This window comes from Metabacillus crassostreae (genome assembly GCF_016908395.1).
Classification (GTDB): domain Bacteria; phylum Bacillota; class Bacilli; order Bacillales; family Bacillaceae; genus Metabacillus; species Metabacillus crassostreae.
Genome location: NZ_JAFBDU010000001.1, coordinates 1,189,859 through 1,212,368, shown reverse-complemented (window position 1 = coordinate 1,212,368; position 22,510 = coordinate 1,189,859). Strand labels below are relative to the sequence as shown.

Genomic DNA, 22,510 nt, shown 5'->3' with positions numbered 1-22,510 from the left:
TTAACTTGACATAAGCCACTCCATAATTCAAGGAATTTCCCTTCAATTATGAAGTGACTTATCTAAGGCGTAGCTTTCGCTTTTAAAATGGAGGTTCCTATGTTATGGCAAGAAATATTAATTATAAAGAAAGAAGAACCTTTGCAAAAAAAGCAGAGGAATTTAAAAAATTTCAAGAGCGTATAGGTCATTCTTTTAAGAATGAAAAACTTCTATATCAAGCATTTACACATTCATCATATGTAAATGAGCATCGTAAAAAGCCATATGAAGATAATGAGAGATTGGAGTTTTTAGGTGATGCTGTTCTAGAACTGACGATATCCCAATATCTCTACAAAAAATATCCCATGATGAGTGAGGGTGAGTTAACAAAATTGCGTGCTGCGATTGTTTGTGAACCATCGTTAGTAGCATTTGCAAATCATCTTTCTTTTGGAAGCTTGGTCCTGCTAGGTAAAGGTGAGGAGATGACAGGTGGTCGTGCTCGTCCTGCATTGCTTGCAGATGTATTTGAGGCATTTATTGGTGCTTTATATTTAGATCAAGGCTTAGATGCTGCAGTACAATTTTTAGACCAGTTTGTTATTCCGAAAGTGGATGAGGGTGCTTTTTCTCATGTCATGGATTTTAAAAGCCAACTACAAGAGCTTGTCCAACGTGATACAAAAGGGATGTTAGAGTATAAAATTTTGCAAGAAAAAGGCCCAGCTCACAATCGTGAATTTATATCAACTGTTTCTTTAAATGGCGAAGTTTTTGGTACAGGAAGCGGAAAATCAAAAAAAGAAGCAGAGCAGCATGCAGCTCAAGAGGCATTATCTAAATTGCAACAAATTAATAAATAAAATTTCTTCAAAGGACAGGCTCGTTTGTACGTGTAACCCTAACACTTCTTATTAGTTAAGGGAATCATACAAATAACGAGTTGTCCTTTTTTCTTAGATTAAATATCTTTAAAGTTATCACCTAGGTTCGACATATTGTGATAAAATATTTAAGGATTATTATTTATCGAAAATAATAGGATAAAAGTCAGTTGAAGGTCTAACTGATTTAAAATTTTTTTGAATTGTACTACATCTACTAATTAGTTAAATAAACCAAGGAAGTATAACAAAGGAAAAAACATAAATAGAATAGTAAGGAGGATCACAATGTTCCTCAAACGATTGGATATTGTAGGATTCAAGTCCTTTGCTGAAAGAGTAACAGTTGATTTTGTTAATGGAGTTACAGCAGTAGTTGGACCAAATGGAAGTGGCAAAAGTAATATAACGGATGGTATAAGATGGGTGTTAGGTGAACAATCTGCTAAATCTCTTCGTGGAGCAAAAATGGAAGATATCATTTTTGCAGGAAGTGATTCGAGAAAAGGTCTTAATGTAGCAGAGGTTACACTTACTTTAGACAATACGGATCAATTTTTACCTATAGATTACCATGAAGTGAGTGTAACACGTCGAGTTTTCCGCTCAGGTGAAAGTGAGTTCTTTATTAATAAACAAGGATGTCGTTTAAAAGATATTGTGGACTTATTTATGGATTCTGGATTAGGTAAAGAAGCATTCTCAATTATAAGTCAAGGTAAGGTAGAAGAGATTTTAAGTAGTAAATCTGAAGAACGAAGAAGTATTTTTGAAGAAGCTGCCGGTGTACTAAAGTACAAATCTCGAAAAAAGAAGGCTGAATATAAATTAGCAGAAACACAAGAAAATCTAAATCGTGTTCAAGATATTCTTCATGAGTTAGAGGTACAAGTTGAACCATTGAAAATTCAGGCATCTATTGCTAAGGATTATCTTGAACAAAAGAAAGAACTGGAGCAGATAGAAGTTGCGTTAACGGTTTATGAAATTGAAGAGCTGCACGAAAAATATGAAGCTCTTTCAAAATCTGTTGAGGTAGGCAAGGATCAAGAGTTAAATCTGTCAGCAATGATGCAAAAGCGTGAAGCAGATGTTGAAAAGATGAAAGATCATTTAACTGCACTGGACGATTCTATAGATGACCTTCAACAGGTTTTGTTATTAGCTAGCGAGGAACTTGAGAAATTAGAAGGTCGTAAAGAAGTCCTTAAAGAACGTAAGAAAAATGCACATCAAAATAAGGCTCAATTAGAAAAAACAATTGTAGAGCTAAAAGAGCGTATTTCTCTTTTGAAGCAAGATAAACAACAGCAGGAGGCTTTCTTAAATAGCAGTGAAAGTGAACTAAAAGCTATCAAGCATCAATTAGCCGAAAAGCAAAAGCTATTTTCAACATATGATCAAAATATGGAAGAATTAATTGAAGGTTTGAAAAGTGAGTACTTTGAGCTATTAAATGAACAAGCATCAGCACGTAATGAAATTAGCTATATAGATGAACAATTGAGTCAACAAGAACGTAAAAATACACGACTTTTAGATTCTAACAAACGTTATGTAACTGAACGTGAAGAAATATATGAAAAGAAAAAGCTAATAGAAGAAAATTATTCGTTAATAGAGAAAAAGTTATCAGATCAGATAAAAGGGTTTCGCGATTTATCAAACAAGTTAGATAATCTAAAAAATTCATATCAAAAAAAAGAATCTGCATTATATCAAGCATATCAGCTTTTGCAACAGTCACGGTCACGTAAAGAAGTTCTAGAATCAATGCAAGAAGATTATGCAGGATTCTTTCAAGGTGTAAAGGAAGTATTAAAGGCCAAAGATCAGATTCCTGGCATACATGGGGCAGTTGCAGAGTTAGTCTCTACAGCTAAAGAATATGAAACAGCAATCGAAATTGCTTTAAGTAGCTCTATGCAACATGTAGTTGTTGAAGATGAAGCTTCTGCGAGAAAAGCTATCCAATTTTTAAAATCGAATTCTTTTGGTAGAGCAACCTTTCTTCCTTTAACTGTGATGAAAGAAAGATCAATAAACCCTCATGATCTTACAACAATTAAGAATCACCAAGCTTTTGTTGGTGTTGCAACAAATTTGGTGAAATATAATCAACAGTTTAAATCAATTATCGGAAATTTGTTAGGTACTGTCATTGTTACTTCAGATTTAAAAGGAGCTAATGAGATTGCTAAGCTGATGAATTATCGCTACCGACTTGTAACTCTTCAGGGAGATGTTGTTAATCCAGGTGGATCAATGACAGGTGGAGCAGTAAAGCAAAAGAATAACTCTTTATTAAGTCGTCAACGTGAGTTAGAAACACTTGTAGGTAAGTTAGCTGTAATGGAAGAAAAAACAGCGGAGCTTGAACAAGATGTAAAGTCTACCAAACAAGCTATCCAAAATAAAGAAAGAGAACAAGAGCAGTTACGTGCTACTGGGGAAGAGTTACGTTTAGAAGAACAGAAGATTAGAAGTGAAATAAGAGAGATTGAATTAAATGAAAAAAATATAAATGATCATTTAAAAATTTATGACGCTGAGTTAGAATCATTTGATTCAGAAAAGGTGAAGAATGCAAAACGAAAAGACGAACTTTCAGTAAATTTACAAAGTATTGCTGAAAAATTAGTTAAATTAGATGCAGAAATTGATTCATTATCGAAAAAGAAAACCTCACAGCAAACATCTAAAGATGAATTGCAGAATGAATTAACCGAATTAAAAATTGTACTTGCTAGCAAGCAACAAGTATACGAAAATCACAAAGAAAAAGTTGAAAGAATTCAAGAAGAGCTTTCACAATCAGAACAGAAATATGAAGAAACGACAGATGATTATTCTTTGCTTTCAAATGAGATGAACTCTAGCTCTTCAGGTGAGGAAAAACTAGAAGAAGCAGCAAAAATGAAGCTGCAGGATAAAACGAAAACCATTGAATTAATAGCTAGTAGAAGAGAAGAACGTCTTCAACTTCAGGAAAAGCTTGAAAATGAAGAAAGAGAATTGAAAGAGTTAAAACGTCAAGATAAACAGCTGCGCGATATATTAAAGGATGAAGAAGTTAAGCTTAATCGTTTAGATGTTGAATTAGATAATCGTTTAAATCATCTTCGTGAAGAATATTTTTTAACATACGAAGGTGCTAAAGAGCAGTATACTTTAGAGATAGATGTTAATGATGCTAGAAAAAGAGTGAAGCTAATTAAGCTTGCAATTGATGAGTTAGGAACGGTAAACTTAGGAGCGATTGATGAATATGAACGTGTATCAGAGCGGTATAATTTCTTAACAGAACAAAAAGATGACCTATTAGAAGCAAAGGATACTCTATACCAAGTTATTGATGAAATGGATGAAGAAATGATAAAACGATTTGAGGAAACCTTCAATGCCATTCGCTCACATTTTGAATCTGTTTTTCAGGCGCTATTTGGTGGTGGACGAGCTGAGCTGAAATTAACTAATCCTGAAGATATTCTAAATACTGGTGTAGATATAGTCGCTCAGCCACCAGGGAAAAAGTTGCAGAATCTAGGGTTACTATCAGGTGGAGAACGTGCTTTAACTGCCATTGCACTCTTGTTTTCAATTTTAAAGGTTCGTCCTGTTCCATTTTGTGTACTTGATGAAGTTGAGGCAGCATTGGATGAAGCAAATGTGTATCGTTTTGCTCAGTACTTGAAAAAATTCAGTCATGAAACTCAATTTATTGTTATCACACACCGCAAAGGAACAATGGAAGAAGCCGATGTCTTGTATGGAGTAACTATGCAAGAATCAGGGGTATCTAAGCTTGTATCTGTTAGACTTGAAGAAACAAAAGAATTAGTACAATCTAGTTGAAGGGACGAGTATGTATGAGCTTTTTTAAAAAATTAAAAGAAAAAATTACACAGCAAACAGATTCTGTTACAGAAAAATTTAAAGATGGTTTAACTAAAACAAGAGATTCATTTGCAGGGAAGATGAACGATCTTGTAGCAAAATATAGAAAAGTTGATGAAGATTTCTTTGAGGAACTTGAGGAGCTTCTTATAAGTGCAGATGTTGGTGTGGCAACAGTAATGGATCTGATTGATGAGTTAAAAATGGAGGTTAAACGACGAAATATCCAAGATACAAAAGAGGTTCAGTCAGTTATCTCTGAGAAGCTTGTTGAGATTTATGAAGGTGATGAGGATGAGGAGAAATCTAATAGCCTAAATCTTGAGGCAGGGCGCTTAAATGTTATTTTATTTGTAGGAGTTAATGGTGTTGGCAAAACAACAACTATTGGTAAATTAGCACACAAGCTAAAGAACGAAGGGAATTCTGTCCTTTTAGCTGCTGGAGATACTTTTAGAGCGGGTGCAATTGAGCAGCTTGAAGTATGGGGTCAACGTGTTGGAGTAGATGTTATTAAGCAATCTGAGGGTTCTGATCCTGCTGCTGTAATGTATGATGCTGTACAAGCAGCCAAAGCCCGTAAAGTAGACGTGCTACTATGTGATACTGCTGGAAGACTCCAAAATAAAGTGAACCTAATGAAGGAGCTTGAAAAGGTAAAACGCGTTATTGAAAAAGAGATACCTGGAGCTCCACATGAGGTTTTACTTGTTTTAGATGCTACAACTGGACAGAATGCAATGACTCAAGCAAAGCAATTTTCACAAGCAACTGATGTCTCAGGTATTGTCCTAACAAAACTGGATGGAACAGCAAAAGGTGGAATTGTGTTAGCTATTAAAGGCGAGTTAGATATTCCAGTTAAATTTGTCGGTTTAGGTGAAAAGATGGATGATCTACAAGAATTTAACACAAATCAATATGTTTATGGTCTTTTCTCGGAGATTATTGAAGAACAGGAAAAAGAAGAATAGATAAAGATTAAGAGTAAGATAAAGAAGTCAAGTTTTTATAATGTTTAATCTACATTGTATAAATTTGACTTTTTATTTTGAGTCAATACTATCCGGTGTCTAGAGCTTTTTATTTGTTTAAACACACAAAAAGAGTACTTGTTTAAGGGGATTTCTTTAAACTTAAAGCAACAATGCTTACTTAAATAGACTTCATTTAGTTTATACTTGACAAGAAAAAGCTACATATGTAGAATGTTAAGGTGTAAAGGTAATTCACTTAACAAAGGGGTGACGACATGACGCTTGAAAAAACGACGAGGCTGACTTTTCTCTTTGATTTTTATCAATCGTTGCTAACGCCTAAACAAAAAAGCTATATGTCGTTATACTATCTAGATGATTTCTCCCTTGGTGAAATTGCAGAAGAGTATGATGTTAGTAGACAAGCTGTTTACGATAACATTAAGCGTACTGATGCAATGCTAGAGCAATATGAAGAAAAGCTATTATTATTTCAAAAATTTCAAGAGCGTCAAAAATTAATGACAAAACTTCGAGAATTTTCGTCTAGCATGGAAAATCAACAAGAGTTTGATACATTACTAAATGAACTTGAGAAATTAGATTAGGAGGCGGCATTTATGGCATTTGAAGGATTAGCCGACCGACTGCAAAATACGATGGCGAAAATACGCGGTAAAGGAAAGGTTTCAGAAGCGGATGTAAAAGAGATGATGCGAGAAGTTCGCCTTGCTCTGTTAGAAGCGGATGTAAACTTTAAAGTTGTGAAAGACTTTATTAAACGCGTAAGTGAACGTGCTGTTGGTCAAGAGGTAATGAAAAGCTTAACACCAGGCCAACAGGTTATTAAAGTTGTAAAAGAAGAACTAACTGAACTAATGGGTGGAGAACAGAGTAAAATTGCTGTTTCAAATCGTCCACCAACAGTGATTATGATGGTTGGTTTACAGGGTGCTGGTAAAACAACGACAACTGGAAAGCTTGCAAATCTATTGCGAAAGAAACATAATCGTAAACCGTTGTTAGTAGCTGCAGATATTTACCGCCCTGCAGCAATTAAACAGTTGGAAACGTTAGGTAAACAGTTAGATATGCCTGTGTTTTCTTTAGGTGATCAAGTAAGCCCAGTTGAAATTGCTAAAAGGGCTCTTGAACATGCCAAAGAAGAGCATCATGACTATGTGTTAATTGACACAGCCGGTCGTCTACATATAGATGAGCATTTGATGGAAGAACTCGAACAGGTTAAAGCAATTGCAAAACCTGACGAAATCTTCTTAGTGGTTGATGCAATGACTGGTCAAGATGCTGTAAATGTGGCGAAAAGCTTCAATGAATTGCTCGGTTTAACAGGGGTCGTTCTTACGAAACTTGATGGTGATACACGTGGTGGAGCGGCATTATCAATTCGTTCTGTTACTGAGACGCCTATTAAGTTTGTAGGTCTTGGTGAAAAACTAGATGCAATTGAAGCATTTCATCCTGAACGAATGGCTTCACGTATTTTAGGGATGGGTGATGTTTTAACACTCATTGAAAAGGCTCAAACAAATGTTGATGCTGAAAAAGCAAAAGAGTTAGAGCAAAAGATGAGAACTGCATCATTTACTTTTGATGATTTCCTTGAACAGTTAGGTCAGGTACGCAACATGGGTCCTTTAGAGGATCTAATTGGCATGTTACCTGGTGCTAATAAGATGAAGGGTCTGAAAAATTTACAGGTTGATGAAAAACAGATTAGTCATGTTGAAGCAATTATTAAGTCAATGACAGCTGCTGAAAAAATCAATCCTGAAATGATGAATGCTTCACGTAAAAAAAGAATTGCTAAAGGAAGTGGAACTTCTGTTCAGGAAGTAAACCGCCTGCTAAAGCAATTTGAAGACATGAAAAAAATGATGAAACAAATGACAACAATGTCAAAAGGTAAGAAAAAAGGGATGAAATTTCCTTTTATGTAACAATTTATGATGATTTATATATCAAAATTGACTACAAACTTAGGTTTTAATTCGTTTTTCTAAAGGAATTTTCTTCTGACAAGAAAAAAACCTTTACATCATATAATTTATTTGATAATATACTATCTTGTTGAAACATTTTCGGAGGTGCTTTATAAAATGGCAGTTAAAATTCGTTTGAAACGTATGGGAGCAAAAAAATCTCCTTTTTATCGTATTGTAGTAGCAGATTCTCGTTCACCACGTGATGGACGTGACATCGAAGTAGTTGGAACATACAACCCAGTTACTCAACCAGCAGAAGTTAAAATCAATGAAGAGTTAGCATTAAAATGGATGCAGGATGGTGCTAAACCTTCTGATACAGTTCGTAACTTGTTCTCTAAACAAGGCATTATGGAAAAATTCCATAACGCAAAAAATAGCAAGTAATGAATGTACATGAGATGAAAGAGTTGATCGCTGTTATTGTTAAACCACTTGTTGATTCACCAGAGAATATTGAAATAACTGAACTTGTTCAGGAAGATCAAATTACGTTTCGTTTATCTGTTCATAAAGATGACGTAGGCAAGGTGATTGGTAAACAAGGACGTATAGCAAAAGCGATTCGGTCTGTTGTATATGCAGCAGGATCTAATTCATCTAAAAGAATTCAACTTGAAATTAACGACTGAAAAAGGTGAGGAAGATTCCTCACCTTTTTTTGATAGGTAAGAACGTATAAAAATTTAGAGTTTAGCTAAAAAGGTCTTAAGCAGGGACCTTGTGCTTTTCTTGAACTATAGAGATAGAGATGAAGGATAAATATAGGTTACTTGAAGGTTTATTGTTGTATGAAGCTTAGTAGGGGAGGAACAATAATGAATATACTCCACCACGTAACGGTCAAACAGACTATAACTGAGACAAGTAAACAAGAATTAATCAAACAGTTTACAGAAAAGAAAAAAAGACTAGAACAAGAATGTGACCAATTGTATTTTGAATATAAGAAAATCGAAAAAACGAGTAAATCATTAGCAACTCAATATCTAAAAGAGATAGATAAAAGACGAGAGAAAATCAAGCTCGTTGAATTTCAGCTAGAGCAAGTCAATATCTTACCACTTGGTAGCGAGTTAAAAGAAAAAGAAGTAGAAGCTATTATAGAAGTAAATGTTGGTGATAATTGGTCAGAAATAATGAAAGAAAAAACAATTGTGATTAAAGATGGAATTATAGATCAAATACGCCTGAGGTGATAATTATGGCAGAAAAATGGTTTAATGTAGGAAAGATTGTAAATACACATGGAGTTAGAGGAGAAGTTCGTGTTATTTCAAAGACGGATTTCGCAGATGAAAGATATCAGCCAGGAAATAAACTATACATATTTAAAGAAAACTCTGAGGAACATCTTGAAGTAGTAGTTGATAGTCATCGTGTTCATAAAAACTTTGACTTATTGACTTTTAAAGGAATGAACTCTATTCAAGATGTTGAGCCATTTAAAGGTTCATTATTAAAAGTAACAGAAGATCAATTGACTGAGTTAGATGACGGAGAGTATTATTTCCATGAGATTATTGGTTGTAAGATGTTTACAAATGATGGGCTTGAGATTGGTGTTATCCGTGAAATCTTAGCTACTGGAGCAAATGATGTTTGGGTTGTGAAAAGAAAAGAAGGAAAAGATCTACTTGTACCATATATTGATGATATTGTTAGTGAAATTAATATTGAGGATAAGAAAATTATCATCACTCCTATGGAGGGATTACTAGACTAATGAAGATTGACTTTCTAACACTTTTTCCTGAAATGTTTCAAGGTGTTTTAAATGAATCTATCTTAAAAAAGGCGCAAGAAAAAGCTGCAGTAGAATTTAGAGTAATGAATTTTCGTGACTACTCCACAAACAAACACCATAATGTTGATGATTACCCATATGGTGGAGGAGCGGGAATGGTTTTACAGCCACAACCTATTTTTGATGCAGTGGAAGATATTAAAAATAAAACAAATTCAAAGCCTAAAGTTATTCTTGTGTGTCCTCAAGGTGAGAGGTATACACAAGAAAAAGCAGAGCAACTTGCTAAAGAAGAACACCTATTGTTCATTTGTGGCCATTATGAAGGCTATGATGAGCGTATAAGAGAAAATCTAGTTACAGATGAGATCTCTATTGGAGATTTTGTATTAACAGGTGGTGAGCTTGCTTCTATGGTCATAGCAGATAGTGTTGTTCGTCTGTTACCAGGTGTATTAGGAAATGAAGATTCACCTGTACTTGATTCGTATAGCTCTGGATTGTTAGAACACCCTCATTACACTAGACCAGCAGATTTTAGAGGTCTAAAGGTTCCAGATGTACTTCTTTCAGGAAATCATAAAAAAATAGCAGAGTGGCGTGAGGAAGAGTCTCTTAGAAGGACCTTTAATAGAAGACCAGATTTATTAGATTCTTACCCACTAACAGAAAAGCAACAATCATTTATAAAAACCTTAAAAAATGGGAACTAACTATTGCAGGTCAATAGTCTTTATGGTATGATGAATCTCGTGACTTGCTCAAGAAGGCTCCTTGTGGATGCTTTCGGAGAGAGCAGGCTTTAAAACGATGTTCCGCTGCAATGAATATATTGGAATGAGCGTCTGTTGGAAGGAGTTGAAAACGATGCAAAAACTAATTGAAGAAATCACAAAAGAACAATTAAAATCTGATCTTCCTGCATTCCGTCCTGGTGATACAGTACGTGTACACGTTAAAGTTGTAGAGGGTACTCGTGAGCGTATTCAGGTGTTTGAAGGTGTTGTGATTAAGCGTCGTGGTGGTGGAATTAGTGAAACATTTACAGTTCGTAAGATTTCTTACGGTGTAGGTGTTGAGCGTACTTTCCCTGTACACACACCAAAGATCGCGTTATTAGAAGTAATTCGTCGCGGTAAAGTTCGCCGTGCTAAACTTTACTACCTACGTCAATTACGTGGTAAAAAAGCGCGTATCAAAGAAATTCGATAAGATAGCTTAGCTTATGCTAAGTCTCAAATATATGGGTCAGCTAACTGTCCGTATAGTTGAAAAGGAGCTTGTTATTAAACAAGCTCCTTTTTCAATAGGCTATTCTTAAGTCTATAATTTAATTTGTCACTTTCAAAATTGAAAAAACAGTCTCAAAGGACTGAGTTCAGGTACAAGGTGACCAACAACCAAGTTCAAGTTTAAAGATATCTAAAAAACTTCTATTACTACATTTGTAATAGGGTATAGTACTATATAGACTGTGGTTATAATGATTGCTAGAGTAGGTGAAAAAATGACAAAAAAGAAAAATGAGCTACTTGAATGGATAAAGGCACTTACAATAGCTGTATTACTAGCTGCTATTATAAGATATTTCTTTTTTGCTCCAATCGTAGTTGATGGATTCTCCATGATGCCGACTTTACATACGCAAGATCGAATGATCGTCAATAAGTTTTCTTATAAAATTGGTGAACCAAAACGCTTTGATATCGTAGTCTTCCATGCTACTTCAGATAGAGATTATATTAAAAGAGTAATTGGCTTACCAGGTGATACTGTTGAGTACAAAAATGATACTCTTATTATTAATGGAAAAGAATATGCTGAACCATATCTTGAGGATTATCAAAATCAACTTATCGATGGGCCATTAACTGAACCCTTTAATTTAGAAAGCATCATTGGTCAACCCACAGTACCAGAAGGTCATATATTTGTTATGGGAGATAATAGACGGCAAAGTAAGGATAGCAGACATATTGGTACTGTGCCAATAGAAGAGGTTATGGGTAAAACAAGCTTGGTTTATTGGCCAATATCAGATATAAGATTTACTGAGTAATGTAAAGAAGGTGTTTTTATGACAATACAATGGTTTCCAGGACATATGGCTAAAGCAAGAAGGCAAGTAACTGAGAAAATTAAACTAATTGACATAGTCTTTGAACTTGTGGATGCTAGAATTCCAATGTCTTCAAGAAATCCAATGATTGATGAAATTATTTCAACAAAGCCACGAATTGTTTTGTTGAATAAAGCAGATAAAGCAGATGATTTCATTACTAAACAATGGATCTCTTATTTTAAAGAACAAAATATTCCTGCAATTGCTATTGATGCGCAAACAGGTACTGGTTTAAAACAAATTACAGCTCTCTCAAAAGTACTATTGAAGGAAAAGTTCGATAAAATGGCTGCCAAAGGAATAAAACCTCGTGCAATTCGGGCATTAATTATCGGAATACCTAATGTAGGAAAATCTACTTTAATAAATAGATTAGCCAAAAGAAATATAACAAAAACTGGAGATAGACCAGGGGTAACCACGGCTCAACAATGGGTAAAAGTAGGAACTGAATTAGAGCTTTTGGATACACCAGGAATTCTCTGGCCAAAATTTGAGGATGAGTTAGTCGGCTATAAATTAGCTACTACAGGTGCTATTAAAGATGCTATTTTAAATCTTCAAGATATTACTGTATTCGCTTTAAGATTTCTAAAAGATCATTATCCAAATCAATTACAAGAACGGTATAATTTAGAGGAACTGCCAGAAGAGATAGTTTCTTTATTTGATGAAATAGGTAAAAAGCGTGGGTGTATGATGCAAGGTGGCTACATTGATTATGATAAAACATCAGAGCTTATTTTAAGAGAAATTAGAGCGGATAAGTTAGGGAGACTATCATTTGAAACACCATCACAATTTGATAATGAAGATAAGCTTTAAATAAGTATAAATAGTTTTAGGATGGTTGACTCTGTTAGTTAGGGTCAACCTCTTTATTTTTTATGTACTTTGACGATATATAAAGTATAAATTTATGAAAATGTAAAAAAAGTGTAGGGGAAAACTAATGACATTAACTACAAATGAAGTACAGCAAAAATTAGCTAGTATCAAAAGCGAACATGATCCCTTTTTTCTAGAGTGTCAAAAGGATAGTAGAAAGGGTGTTCAACAACTTGTTGAAAAGTGGTATAAGAATGAAGCAGCAGAGAAACAAAAACAGCAACAATTTTATAGTATGCTGCGTTATGAGCGTGAAGCTCGTACAAAAGGCTATAGATTACTTGCAGGTATAGATGAGGTAGGCAGAGGACCACTAGCAGGCCCTGTAGTTGCTTCAGCTGTTATATTGAAGGAAGATTGCTACATACCGGGTTTAACTGATTCTAAGCAGCTCACAGCTACTGTCAGGGAGCAGTATTTTGAATTAATAAAAGAAAATGCAGAAGCTATTGGTATTGGAATTGTTTCACCAGAAATAATTGATCACATTAATATTTATGAAGCCACTAAGCTAGCCATGACTGAAGCAATTAAGGATTTGAAAATAGAGCCAGATTATTTGTTACTGGATGCGATGAAATTAGATATATCTATCGATCAACAATCTATTATCAAGGGTGATGCAAAAAGTGTGTCTATTGCTGCGAGTTCTGTAATTGCAAAGGTTACTAGAGATCGTATGATGATGAATCTTGCTCAGGAGTATCCTCAATATGGATTTGATAAACATATGGGATATGGAACTAAAATTCATTTAGAGGCATTAAAGCAATATGGTGTAACTGAATATCATCGAAAAAGTTTCGCCCCAGTTAAAGCATTGCTATAAGAATAGGAGAATAATAATGAATCCCATAAATGCATTTTCAAATCTCCTTAAACACAGTTTTACGTTGTCACAATCAGAAAATAAATTATCTTTACAAGAAAATCAAATCGTTCAAGGCAGAGTAGTAAAATTATTTCCTGATCAAAAGGCGTTGATCCAATTAGGTCAATCTAAGCTTGTTGCACAGCTAGAAACGTCAATTTCGATAAATGAGAATTATTGGTTTAGAGTAGGAGGTTCAATGAAACAAGGAATTTCCTTAAAAATGTTAAAACAGGTTGAATATGATAAGAATTCGAAGCAAGAGGCTGCGAAAGATTTAGTGCAACTATTTCATCAAAAACCTTCAAAAGAAAATATTCTACTTGCTAAGCAGTTATTGAAAGAAGAGCTACCAATTACAAGTCAGCAGTTTAGTGCAGCTATAGAAGTTATTAAACATACAAACAAACAAGCAATACCTGAGACAATACAAGCAATTCAATATGCTATAAAAGAAAATTTCCCAATATCACAAGGGATAATCAGGGCTTTAGTTCAAGCACAAACGGATATACCCTTAACGAATCAAATTAATTCACTTATCGATTCATTACAAAATGTCGAAGGAGACAGTCCTAATATCTTGCATTTGACAAAATCATTAATAAATTTGAAGCAATATCCAGTGAATAATTTAATAGAAAAAGTAATTAATTTTATTGGTAATCCAGAACTTCATAGAGATCTTACTAATAATGAGCAACGTATTTTAGCTCAATTAAATATAAAATTGCAAGATGAACAAATTCTCAATCAAGTTAAGGGAGAAATAATAAATTTACTTGATACAAGTGAGCAAGTGACGAAGCAATCAGTACAAAACTTAAATGGATATGTTAACTTACCGAAATTGTTAAGTGAAATTGAGTCAGATTTTATAAATAAGATTGCTACTGAAATGACGAGCTCTTTCACTAAGGATGAAGTGCTAACAAATTTTTTAAGTCTTGAGAAACAGTTAGGTCATGTTAAATTATTTTCACAAGTTATGAATGGGAGTGAAGATAAAAACAATATCCAATCTTTAAAAGAATTATTAATTATAGCTAGTAAAGAAGTGGATTTACCTGTTCTAAAAGAACAAATGGAGCATTTAGTTCAACGTTTACATGGTCATTCACTACTAACACAGGATCATGGTCCAACACAGCAAATTTTTACACAAATACCACTTTTTTTCTTAGATCATCAATCGGATTTGACGATCCAATGGGAAGGAAAGAAACAAAAAGACGGGAGTATAGACCCATCTTTTTGTCGAATATTCTTCTATTTGCAATTACCTAAATTAGCCGACGTAATGATTGATGTTCAAATTCAAAATCGGATAATGACAATTTCTATTACAAATGATCATAAAGATCTAAAGGAGTTCGTATTAAGGAAAACTGATTTATTAAAGCAATCATTAGCAGAGATGAACTATCAGTTAACCTCAGTAACTGTAAAGCCTATCGAATTAACTGTAAAATCGGATAAGCCACTTAAATTACTAACGAATAATCAGGGGAATTTGTCTTATACAGGAGTTGATCTCTGGATATGAGTAAAGAAAATGAATCAAGGAAAGCAGTTGCTTTAAAATATAATGCTGAAAAAGAACAAGCACCAATAGTAATCGCAAAAGGAAAAGGTCTTGTAGCTGATGAAATCGTAGAAACAGCACAGAAGCATCAAGTTCATATACAAGAAGACCCAGCACTAATTGAATTATTATCCAAGTTAGAAATTCATCAACAAATACCAGATGAATTATATGAAGCAGTTGCTGAGATTTTTGCCTTTGTTTATCAGTTGGAAAATGATATAAAGAAAAAATAAATAAAATCTTGTGCATTAGACTCCTATAAAACCTATAGGGGTCTAAAGGACTATTAGAAATGAAAAAAGTAAATAACCTTATAAAATAAATTTTCTTTATAATTAAAATCGTTTATAAACTCACTAAAATAGCTTTATACTAAAAAAATAAAAATTAAATTTAAAAAAGGATTTTACTATTTTGCGTGGAATTATAGACAATGTTCAAACTATTATATAAAATGAAAGCGCAGTCTAATTTTTATTCTTGCAAATAGGTTAGGAGGATGGCAAATGAATATCCATGAGTACCAAGGAAAAGAACTCCTTCGTAAATACGGAGTGTCTGTACCAAATGGACAAGTGGCTTTTTCAGTAGATGAAGCGGTTGAAGCTGCAAAAGAACTTGGAACAGAAGTAGTGGTAGTTAAAGCTCAAATCCATGCAGGTGGACGTGGAAAAGCTGGTGGGGTAAAAGTTGCTAAAAACCTTGAAGAAGCACGTACATATGCTGAAGAAATTTTAGGGAAAACCCTTGTAACACACCAAACAGGTCCTGAAGGTAAAGAAGTGAAACGACTTCTTGTTGAAGAGGGCTGTGATATTAAGAAAGAATATTATGTAGGTCTAGTATTAGATCGTGCTACATCTCGAGTTGTTCTAATGGCTTCTGAAGAAGGTGGAACAGAAATTGAAGAAGTAGCAGAGCAAACTCCAGAAAAAATCTTTAAAGAAGTCATTGATCCTGCCGTAGGATTACAAGGCTATCAAGCTAGAAGAATTGCTTTTAATATTAATATTCCAAAAGAACTAGTTGGGCAAGCTGTTAAGTTCATGATGGGATTATATAAAGTATTTATTGATAAGGATTGCTCTATTGCTGAAATCAACCCATTGGTTGTGACTGGCGATGGAAAAGTTATGGCACTTGATGCTAAGCTTAACTTTGATTCAAATGCATTATACCGTCATAAAGATATAGTAGAATATCGTGACCTTGAGGAAGAAGATGCAAAAGAAATTGAAGCATCTAAATACGATTTAAGCTATATTTCATTAGATGGAAATATTGGATGTATGGTAAATGGTGCAGGTCTTGCGATGTCTACTATGGATATTATTAAATATTATGGTGGAGATCCCGCAAACTTCCTGGATGTTGGGGGCGGTGCAACTGCAGAGAAAGTAACAGAAGCATTTAAGATTATTCTGTCTGATGAAAATGTTAAAGGTATTTTTGTAAATATCTTTGGTGGAATCATGAAATGTGATGTTATTGCAGAAGGTGTCGTAGAAGCAACAAAACAGGTTGGCTTGGAAATTCCACTTGTTGTTCGTCTTGAAGGAACAAATGTTGATTTAGGGAAGAAAATTTTAAATGAATCTGGATTAAATATTACTTCTGCAGAGTCGATGGCTGACGGCGCACAAAAAATCGTTTCATTAGTAGAGTAAGAAAGGCAGGGGACAAACATGAGTGTATTTATTAATAAAGATACAAAAGTAATCGTACAAGGTATTACTGGATCAACTGCTCTATTCCATACTAAGCAAATGCTTGAGTATGGTACAAATATTGTTGGTGGTGTTACACCTGGTAAAGGTGGCACTGAAGTAGAAGGAGTACCTGTTTTTAATACAGTTCAAGAAGCAGTTCAAAAAACTGGTGCAAATGCATCTGTTATTTATGTACCTGCTGCTTTCGCTGCTGATGCAATTATGGAAGGCGTAGATGCAGAACTTGATCTAGTCATTTGTATCACAGAGCATATACCTGTATTGGATATGGTAAATGTTAAGAGATATATGGAAGGTAAGAAAACACGACTAGTAGGGCCAAACTGTCCAGGAGTTATTACACCTGACGAATGTAAAATAGGTATTATGCCTGGATATATTCACAAAAAAGGTCATGTCGGAGTTGTATCACGTTCAGGAACACTTACTTATGAAGCTGTACACCAATTATCACAAGCTGGGATTGGTCAATCTACTGCTGTGGGTATCGGTGGAGATCCTGTTAATGGTACGAACTTTATTGATGTTCTTGAAGCTTTCAATGAAGATGAAGACACATATGCAGTGATCATGATTGGTGAAATCGGTGGTACTGCAGAAGAAGAGGCTGCAGAATGGGTTAAAGCTAATATGACTAAACCTGTAGTAGGCTTTATTGGTGGTCAAACAGCACCTCCAGGAAAGCGTATGGGTCATGCTGGAGCAATTATTTCAGGTGGTAAGGGTACAGCTGAAGAAAAGATCAAAACAATGAATGAATGTGGTATTAAAGTAGCTGATACACCTTCTGTAATGGGTGAAACTCTTATCTCTGTTTTAAAAGAGCAGGGATTATTGGAAAAATGTAAAACACATTAATTATAAAAAAGGAGCAGGTTCTAGCCTGTTCCTTTTAATCATGTTTAAAAGGAGGAGAGGACCAAATGAATGGAGTAATAAAAAGAGTTTTTTTATTGGCACATTGTAAAAGCGTGAGTAACCAACTTATTAATAATCTACTAAAAATTGACCCAACGTTAACTAACTTTTTACTGTTCAAAGAAATAGAGTGGACACAATACTTGAATATACAGGCACAACAAGCAACTCTAATTAAGCAGGAATATAACAGCCTCTGTTTTGAACAACTAAATGATCAATATAACCGTAATAAAATCTCCTTTACAACTACTTTTCAAGATAATTACCCCACCTTGTTAAAACAAATTGCTGATCCTCCACCAATACTTTTCTATAAAGGAAATATTAGCTTAGCGAGTCATTCAAAATTATTAAGCGTTGTAGGAACTAGATTTCCTTCTCAATATGGAAGATTAGCATTACAACATATCTTAAAACCTCTTATTAAAGTAAATTGGGTGATTGTTAGTGGTATGGCTAAAGGTATTGATACAATTGCACATGAAGCGGCTTTGTCCAACAATGGTGAAACGATAGCGGTTATTGCAGGAGGGCTAAATCATGTGTATCCAAAAGAAAATATTCCACTGTCTGAAAAAATAATTACTTCACATTTATTGCTTTCTGAACATCCTCCAGATACTAAACCCCAAAAATGGCATTTCCCAATGAGAAACAGGATAATTAGTGGTGTATCAATTGGTACAATTGTCATACAAGCTAAAAGAAGAAGTGGTTCTCTTATAACTGCACATCAAGCTTTAGAGCAAAATAGGGAAGTATTTGCAGTTCCTGGTTCTATTTTTGAAGAATGTAGTTCAGGAACAAATGAACTAATCTTAAGTGGAGCTAAACTTGTTCGAAAGGCAGAGGATATCAAAGATGAATTTCATTTTTTTGATTAATTGTTGAGTAAGATATAGCATTATCTGTAATTTTAGTTAAAATATTCATGTTCTTTCATAGTAAAATGGTATATGATAGGTATAATTTCTTTAATATAGTTTGACAAAACATAAAATTATATTTAATAATAGTGGAGATTTAGAAAGTAATTGATCATTTCATGTATTACTGTGGAAAATGATTAAACACCATTGAAGGTATATAAAATAGAATTTTACTATAAACATTCAGGCTAGGTTTTAATACATTGTTAAAGAATCATATAAAAAATTGATTTCACACAATTGAAATCTAGCTAGATAGCAGCCCTGAGGTTTTAAATAAGAAGTAAGGGGCTTCAATATAATAAAAAGCTATAGATTTTTTATTTTTAAAACTTTGATTTACAAATAAGCATAAAAAAATCATAAAAACAAATATAAAAAGAATACCTCTTAAGGAGGAAAAGTTATGTCGGAGTATTTAGTCATAGTGGAATCACCTGCAAAAGCAAAAACAATTGAACGGTATTTAGGGAAAAAATATAAGGTAAAAGCATCAATGGGACATGTTCGCGATCTGCCCAAAAGTCAGATAGGTGTTGATGTTGAACATAACTTCGAACCTAAATATATTACGATCCGAGGAAAAGGATCTGTTCTTAAAGAATTAAGAACGGCAGCAAAAAAAGCAAAGAAAGTATACCTCGCAGCTGACCCGGATCGTGAAGGGGAAGCAATTGCTTGGCATTTAGCTCACAGTCTTGATGTAGACATTCATTCTGATTGTCGAGTTGTTTTCAATGAAATTACAAAAGATGCAATAAAAGAATCCTTTAAACATCCAAGATCAATTAATATGGACCTTGTCGATGCACAACAAGCAAGAAGAGTTCTTGATAGACTTGTTGGTTACAAAATTAGTCCAATTTTGTGGAAGAAAGTTAAAAAAGGATTAAGTGCTGGGCGAGTTCAATCTGTTGCGGTACGGCTAATTATTGACCGAGAAAAGGAAATAAAGAAATTCGTTCCAGAAGAATATTGGTCAATTGAAGGTCAGTTTCTAAAAGGACAAAAAGCTTTTGATGCTTCTTTTTATGGAATAGAAAGCAAGAAAAAAGAATTGAGTTCTGAAGCTGATGTGAAAGATATTTTAAAAAATATTCAAGGAAACAGCTTTAGTGTTGATAGGGTTACAAAAAAAGAACGCAAGAGAAATCCTGCAGTTCCTTTTACAACCTCTACTCTTCAACAAGAAGCTGCACGTAAATTAAATTTTAGAGCAAAGAAAACAATGATGATTGCACAGCAACTTTATGAAGGAATTGAACTTGGTAAAGAGGGAACTGTTGGGTTAATCACATATATGAGAACAGATTCAACAAGAATATCAGAAACAGCTCAAACAGAGGCTGGTCAATATATTGAAGAGAAATATGGTAAAGACTATCTTGGTAATAATGTGAAATCAACCAAGAAGAATTCAAATTCACAAGATGCACATGAAGCAATTCGTCCAACGTCAACCCTGCGTGATCCAGCGACAATGAAACAGTTTTTAAGTAGAGATCAATTAAGACTTTATAAGCTAATTTGGGAACGTTTTGTATCAAGTCAAATGGCACCTGGTATTTTAGATACGATGAGTGTTGACTTGGTTAACAATGGAGTGATTTTTAGAGCAACCGGTTCAAAAATAAAATTCCCAGGTTTCATGAAGGTATACGTAGAGGGAAATGATGATCAAATAGAGGAAAAAGATCGTCTATTACCAGATTTAAAAGAAGGCGATGAAGTATTTTCGAAGGATATTGAACCAGCACAGCACTTTACACAACCACCTCCGAGATATACAGAGGCAAGATTAGTGAAAACTTTAGAAGAACTAGGTATTGGGCGTCCATCAACATATGCTCCTACCCTTGATACTGTCCAAAAAAGAGGTTATGTTGCTCTTGATAATAAGAGATTTATTCCTACAGAGCTTGGTGAAATTGTATTAGAGCTAATCATGGAGTTTTTCCCTGAAATTATTAATGTTGAGTTTACTGCTAACATGGAGCATAGTTTGGATGAGGTAGAAGATGGTCAGAAAGAATGGATAAAAATTATTGATGACTTTTATAAAGACTTCTCACCTAGATTAATTAAAGCAGAAAATGAGATGGAGAAAATTGAAATTAAAGATGAGCCAGCAGGAGTAGATTGTGAAGAATGTGGCCATCATATGGTTTATAAGATGGGTAGATATGGTAAGTTTATGGCTTGTTCCAATTTCCCAGACTGTCGAAATACAAAACCGATTGTTAAGGAAATTGGTGTTAAGTGTCCTAGCTGTGAAGAAGGCATGATTGTAGAACGTAAATCAAAAAAACGTCGTATATTTTACGGATGTAATCAATATCCTGAGTGTGAATTTTTATCGTGGGATAAACCAATAGCAAGAAATTGTCCAAAATGTGATAATATGTTGGTTGAGAAAAAGCTTAAAAAAGGTGTTCAAGTCCAATGTATGGAATGTGACTACAAAGAAGAACAACAAAAGTAGGTGAGCCTCTTTAGCTCACCTCTTTATCTTTGTATTATTCCAAACATGACATTGTTGAACAAACATAATTAATAGTACATAGTTAAAATGATATTGGAGGAATTATCAACATGAATCAAGAGGCTTTTGTAAATGTAATTGGTGCAGGCTTAGCAGGTAGTGAGGCAGCATGGCAGTTGGCTAAAAGAGGTATTAAGGTTCATTTATATGAAATGAGACCTGTTGTACAGACACCTGCACATCACACAGATAAATTTGCTGAATTAGTTTGTAGTAATTCTTTACGAGCAAATACGCTAACAAACGCAGTAGGTGTCCTAAAAGAAGAAATGAGAGTACTTGACTCTGTTATAATAAAAGCTGCTGATGAATGTGCTGTACCTGCAGGGGGAGCATTAGCGGTAGATCGTCATGAATTTGCTGGGAGAGTTACTCAGCTTGTTAAAGAGCATCCAAACGTTACTGTATTTAATGAAGAGATGGGAGAGATTCCTAGTGGACCCACAATAATTGCAACAGGTCCGCTCACTTCAAAAAATCTATCAGATCAATTAAAAACGTTAACTGGTGAAGAGTATCTTTATTTCTATGATGCAGCTGCACCAATAATAGAAAAAGATAGCATTGATATGGATAAAGTTTATTTAAAGTCACGTTATGATAAAGGTGAAGCAGCTTACTTAAATTGTCCAATGACTGAAGAAGAATTTGATCGTTTTTATGAAGCATTAATTTCCGCTGAGACAGTACCACTAAAAGAGTTCGAAAAAGAAATATTTTTTGAAGGCTGCATGCCTCTTGAAGTAATGGCTAAAAGAGGAAGAAAAACGATGTTGTTTGGTCCCCTTAAACCAGTTGGTTTAGAGGACCCTAAAACAGGGAAAAGACCTTATGCAGTTGTTCAACTTCGTCAAGACGATGCAGCAGGAACGTTATATAATATAGTAGGTTTTCAAACTCACTTAAAATGGGGACCTCAAAAAGAAGTACTTTCACTCATTCCTGGATTGGAAAATGCGGAGGTAGTAAGATATGGTGTTATGCACCGTAATACATTTATAAATTCACCAAGACTTTTAAAGGCAACTTATCAATATAAAGATCGCGAAGATCTATTTTTTGCTGGACAGATGACGGGAGTAGAGGGTTATGTAGAATCCGCTGCTTCAGGTTTAGTTGCAGGGATAAATGCTGCTAACCTTGTCTTAGGTAAAGAATTAGTAGAGTTTCCACATGAAACTGCTATTGGAAGTATGGCTAAATATATTACAACGACAAATCCTGATAATTTTCAGCCAATGAATGCGAATTTCGGCATTTTTGCCGAGTTGCCGACAAGAATAAAAAGTAAAAAAGATAGAAATGAAATGCATGCTAATCGAGCAATAGAAACAATTCAAAACATTTCGAAAAATTTATAGAAACTATTTGCAAGGGCTACTAAAGTTGTGATAACATTTAGTAGCCCTTGTGAGGTGTTTTG

Annotated in this window: 21 protein-coding genes; all 21 read left to right on the top strand. The window is 34.3% G+C overall.

Annotated features, from left to right (window positions below; translation table 11 throughout):
- Positions 1 to 104: 104 nt before the first annotated feature.
- Positions 105 to 848 carry a ribonuclease III gene (rnc, locus tag JOC75_RS06390; protein WP_204953206.1) on the top strand — a complete coding sequence of 248 codons (744 nt, stop codon included), beginning with the start codon at positions 105 to 107 and terminating at the stop codon, positions 846 to 848.
- Positions 849 to 1,157: 309 nt separating this feature from the next.
- Complete coding sequence (smc, locus tag JOC75_RS06385; RefSeq protein ID WP_204953205.1) at positions 1,158 to 4,724, top strand: chromosome segregation protein SMC; 3,567 nt, start codon at positions 1,158 to 1,160, stop codon at positions 4,722 to 4,724.
- 14 nt (positions 4,725 to 4,738) lie between these two features.
- Complete coding sequence (ftsY, locus tag JOC75_RS06380) at positions 4,739 to 5,740, top strand: signal recognition particle-docking protein FtsY (protein ID WP_204953204.1); 1,002 nt, start codon at positions 4,739 to 4,741, stop codon at positions 5,738 to 5,740.
- Between the two features lie 278 nt (positions 5,741 to 6,018).
- Positions 6,019 to 6,351: a putative DNA-binding protein gene (locus JOC75_RS06375; protein ID WP_204953203.1), complete on the top strand. Its 333-nt coding sequence runs from the start codon at positions 6,019 to 6,021 to the stop codon at positions 6,349 to 6,351.
- A gap of 12 nt (positions 6,352 to 6,363) precedes the next feature.
- Positions 6,364 to 7,704: a signal recognition particle protein gene (gene ffh / locus JOC75_RS06370; RefSeq protein ID WP_204953202.1), complete on the top strand. Its 1,341-nt coding sequence runs from the start codon at positions 6,364 to 6,366 to the stop codon at positions 7,702 to 7,704.
- A 159-nt stretch (positions 7,705 to 7,863) separates the two neighbouring features.
- Entirely contained in the window at positions 7,864 to 8,136 is a 273-nt protein-coding gene (gene rpsP, locus JOC75_RS06365; RefSeq protein ID WP_204953201.1) for a 30S ribosomal protein S16, read from the top strand.
- 14 nt (positions 8,137 to 8,150) lie between these two features.
- Positions 8,151 to 8,381 carry a KH domain-containing protein gene (locus tag JOC75_RS06360; protein ID WP_146947082.1) on the top strand — a complete coding sequence of 77 codons (231 nt, stop codon included), beginning with the start codon at positions 8,151 to 8,153 and terminating at the stop codon, positions 8,379 to 8,381.
- A 186-nt stretch (positions 8,382 to 8,567) separates the two neighbouring features.
- Positions 8,568 to 8,948: a YlqD family protein gene (locus JOC75_RS06355; protein WP_146946728.1), complete on the top strand. Its 381-nt coding sequence runs from the start codon at positions 8,568 to 8,570 to the stop codon at positions 8,946 to 8,948.
- A 5-nt stretch (positions 8,949 to 8,953) separates the two neighbouring features.
- Positions 8,954 to 9,475, top strand: coding sequence for a ribosome maturation factor RimM (gene rimM / locus JOC75_RS06350; protein ID WP_204953200.1), 522 nt, complete (start codon positions 8,954 to 8,956; stop codon positions 9,473 to 9,475).
- Positions 9,475 to 10,209, top strand: coding sequence for a tRNA (guanosine(37)-N1)-methyltransferase TrmD (gene trmD, locus JOC75_RS06345; RefSeq protein ID WP_204953199.1), 735 nt, complete (start codon positions 9,475 to 9,477; stop codon positions 10,207 to 10,209). Before rimM ends, trmD begins: the two co-directional genes overlap by 1 nt.
- A gap of 154 nt (positions 10,210 to 10,363) precedes the next feature.
- Positions 10,364 to 10,708, top strand: a complete 345-nt coding sequence (gene rplS, locus JOC75_RS06340) for a 50S ribosomal protein L19 (RefSeq protein ID WP_146946725.1) — start codon at positions 10,364 to 10,366, stop codon at positions 10,706 to 10,708.
- Positions 10,709 to 11,003: 295 nt separating this feature from the next.
- On the top strand, positions 11,004 to 11,555 hold the full coding sequence (gene lepB, locus JOC75_RS06335; RefSeq protein ID WP_204953198.1) for a signal peptidase I: 552 nt from the start codon (positions 11,004 to 11,006) through the stop codon (positions 11,553 to 11,555).
- 18 nt (positions 11,556 to 11,573) lie between these two features.
- Positions 11,574 to 12,443 carry a ribosome biogenesis GTPase YlqF gene (gene ylqF, locus JOC75_RS06330; RefSeq protein ID WP_204953197.1) on the top strand — a complete coding sequence of 290 codons (870 nt, stop codon included), beginning with the start codon at positions 11,574 to 11,576 and terminating at the stop codon, positions 12,441 to 12,443.
- A gap of 127 nt (positions 12,444 to 12,570) precedes the next feature.
- Positions 12,571 to 13,335, top strand: a complete 765-nt coding sequence (locus JOC75_RS06325) for a ribonuclease HII (RefSeq protein ID WP_204953196.1) — start codon at positions 12,571 to 12,573, stop codon at positions 13,333 to 13,335.
- 16 nt (positions 13,336 to 13,351) lie between these two features.
- On the top strand, positions 13,352 to 14,923 hold the full coding sequence (locus tag JOC75_RS06320) for a flagellar hook-length control protein FliK (protein ID WP_204953195.1): 1,572 nt from the start codon (positions 13,352 to 13,354) through the stop codon (positions 14,921 to 14,923).
- Positions 14,920 to 15,198, top strand: coding sequence for an EscU/YscU/HrcU family type III secretion system export apparatus switch protein (locus tag JOC75_RS06315; protein ID WP_204953194.1), 279 nt, complete (start codon positions 14,920 to 14,922; stop codon positions 15,196 to 15,198). Before JOC75_RS06320 ends, JOC75_RS06315 begins: the two co-directional genes overlap by 4 nt.
- A gap of 273 nt (positions 15,199 to 15,471) precedes the next feature.
- On the top strand, positions 15,472 to 16,632 hold the full coding sequence (gene sucC / locus JOC75_RS06310; protein WP_204953193.1) for an ADP-forming succinate--CoA ligase subunit beta: 1,161 nt from the start codon (positions 15,472 to 15,474) through the stop codon (positions 16,630 to 16,632).
- Positions 16,633 to 16,650: 18 nt separating this feature from the next.
- The gene (gene sucD / locus JOC75_RS06305) at positions 16,651 to 17,553 is read left to right on the top strand and encodes a succinate--CoA ligase subunit alpha (protein ID WP_146946718.1); all 903 of its coding nucleotides are present in this window, start codon (positions 16,651 to 16,653) and stop codon (positions 17,551 to 17,553) included.
- A 65-nt stretch (positions 17,554 to 17,618) separates the two neighbouring features.
- The gene (gene dprA / locus JOC75_RS06300) at positions 17,619 to 18,500 is read left to right on the top strand and encodes a DNA-processing protein DprA (protein WP_204953192.1); all 882 of its coding nucleotides are present in this window, start codon (positions 17,619 to 17,621) and stop codon (positions 18,498 to 18,500) included.
- Between the two features lie 451 nt (positions 18,501 to 18,951).
- Positions 18,952 to 21,027 (top strand): type I DNA topoisomerase, encoded by a 2,076-nt coding sequence (gene topA, locus JOC75_RS06295; protein ID WP_204953191.1) that lies wholly within the window; start codon positions 18,952 to 18,954, stop codon positions 21,025 to 21,027.
- Positions 21,028 to 21,137: 110 nt separating this feature from the next.
- Positions 21,138 to 22,448: an FADH(2)-oxidizing methylenetetrahydrofolate--tRNA-(uracil(54)-C(5))-methyltransferase TrmFO gene (trmFO, locus tag JOC75_RS06290; RefSeq protein WP_204953190.1), complete on the top strand. Its 1,311-nt coding sequence runs from the start codon at positions 21,138 to 21,140 to the stop codon at positions 22,446 to 22,448.
- Positions 22,449 to 22,510: the final 62 nt, after the last annotated feature.

What these genes read in the sequence shown, in the direction of transcription:
- rnc (WP_204953206.1), top strand. Translation starts at nt 105, where the DNA reads ATGGCAAGAAATATTAATTATAAAGAAAGAAGAACCTTTGCAAAAAAA.
- smc (WP_204953205.1), top strand. Translation starts at nt 1,158, where the DNA reads ATGTTCCTCAAACGATTGGATATTGTAGGATTCAAGTCCTTTGCTGAA.
- ftsY (WP_204953204.1), top strand. Translation starts at nt 4,739, where the DNA reads ATGAGCTTTTTTAAAAAATTAAAAGAAAAAATTACACAGCAAACAGAT.
- JOC75_RS06375 (WP_204953203.1), top strand. Translation starts at nt 6,019, where the DNA reads ATGACGCTTGAAAAAACGACGAGGCTGACTTTTCTCTTTGATTTTTAT.
- ffh (WP_204953202.1), top strand. Translation starts at nt 6,364, where the DNA reads ATGGCATTTGAAGGATTAGCCGACCGACTGCAAAATACGATGGCGAAA.
- rpsP (WP_204953201.1), top strand. Translation starts at nt 7,864, where the DNA reads ATGGCAGTTAAAATTCGTTTGAAACGTATGGGAGCAAAAAAATCTCCT.
- JOC75_RS06360 (WP_146947082.1), top strand. Translation starts at nt 8,151, where the DNA reads ATGAAAGAGTTGATCGCTGTTATTGTTAAACCACTTGTTGATTCACCA.
- JOC75_RS06355 (WP_146946728.1), top strand. Translation starts at nt 8,568, where the DNA reads ATGAATATACTCCACCACGTAACGGTCAAACAGACTATAACTGAGACA.
- rimM (WP_204953200.1), top strand. Translation starts at nt 8,954, where the DNA reads ATGGCAGAAAAATGGTTTAATGTAGGAAAGATTGTAAATACACATGGA.
- trmD (WP_204953199.1), top strand. Translation starts at nt 9,475, where the DNA reads ATGAAGATTGACTTTCTAACACTTTTTCCTGAAATGTTTCAAGGTGTT.
- rplS (WP_146946725.1), top strand. Translation starts at nt 10,364, where the DNA reads ATGCAAAAACTAATTGAAGAAATCACAAAAGAACAATTAAAATCTGAT.
- lepB (WP_204953198.1), top strand. Translation starts at nt 11,004, where the DNA reads ATGACAAAAAAGAAAAATGAGCTACTTGAATGGATAAAGGCACTTACA.
- ylqF (WP_204953197.1), top strand. Translation starts at nt 11,574, where the DNA reads ATGACAATACAATGGTTTCCAGGACATATGGCTAAAGCAAGAAGGCAA.
- JOC75_RS06325 (WP_204953196.1), top strand. Translation starts at nt 12,571, where the DNA reads ATGACATTAACTACAAATGAAGTACAGCAAAAATTAGCTAGTATCAAA.
- JOC75_RS06320 (WP_204953195.1), top strand. Translation starts at nt 13,352, where the DNA reads ATGAATCCCATAAATGCATTTTCAAATCTCCTTAAACACAGTTTTACG.
- JOC75_RS06315 (WP_204953194.1), top strand. Translation starts at nt 14,920, where the DNA reads ATGAGTAAAGAAAATGAATCAAGGAAAGCAGTTGCTTTAAAATATAAT.
- sucC (WP_204953193.1), top strand. Translation starts at nt 15,472, where the DNA reads ATGAATATCCATGAGTACCAAGGAAAAGAACTCCTTCGTAAATACGGA.
- sucD (WP_146946718.1), top strand. Translation starts at nt 16,651, where the DNA reads ATGAGTGTATTTATTAATAAAGATACAAAAGTAATCGTACAAGGTATT.
- dprA (WP_204953192.1), top strand. Translation starts at nt 17,619, where the DNA reads ATGAATGGAGTAATAAAAAGAGTTTTTTTATTGGCACATTGTAAAAGC.
- topA (WP_204953191.1), top strand. Translation starts at nt 18,952, where the DNA reads ATGTCGGAGTATTTAGTCATAGTGGAATCACCTGCAAAAGCAAAAACA.
- trmFO (WP_204953190.1), top strand. Translation starts at nt 21,138, where the DNA reads ATGAATCAAGAGGCTTTTGTAAATGTAATTGGTGCAGGCTTAGCAGGT.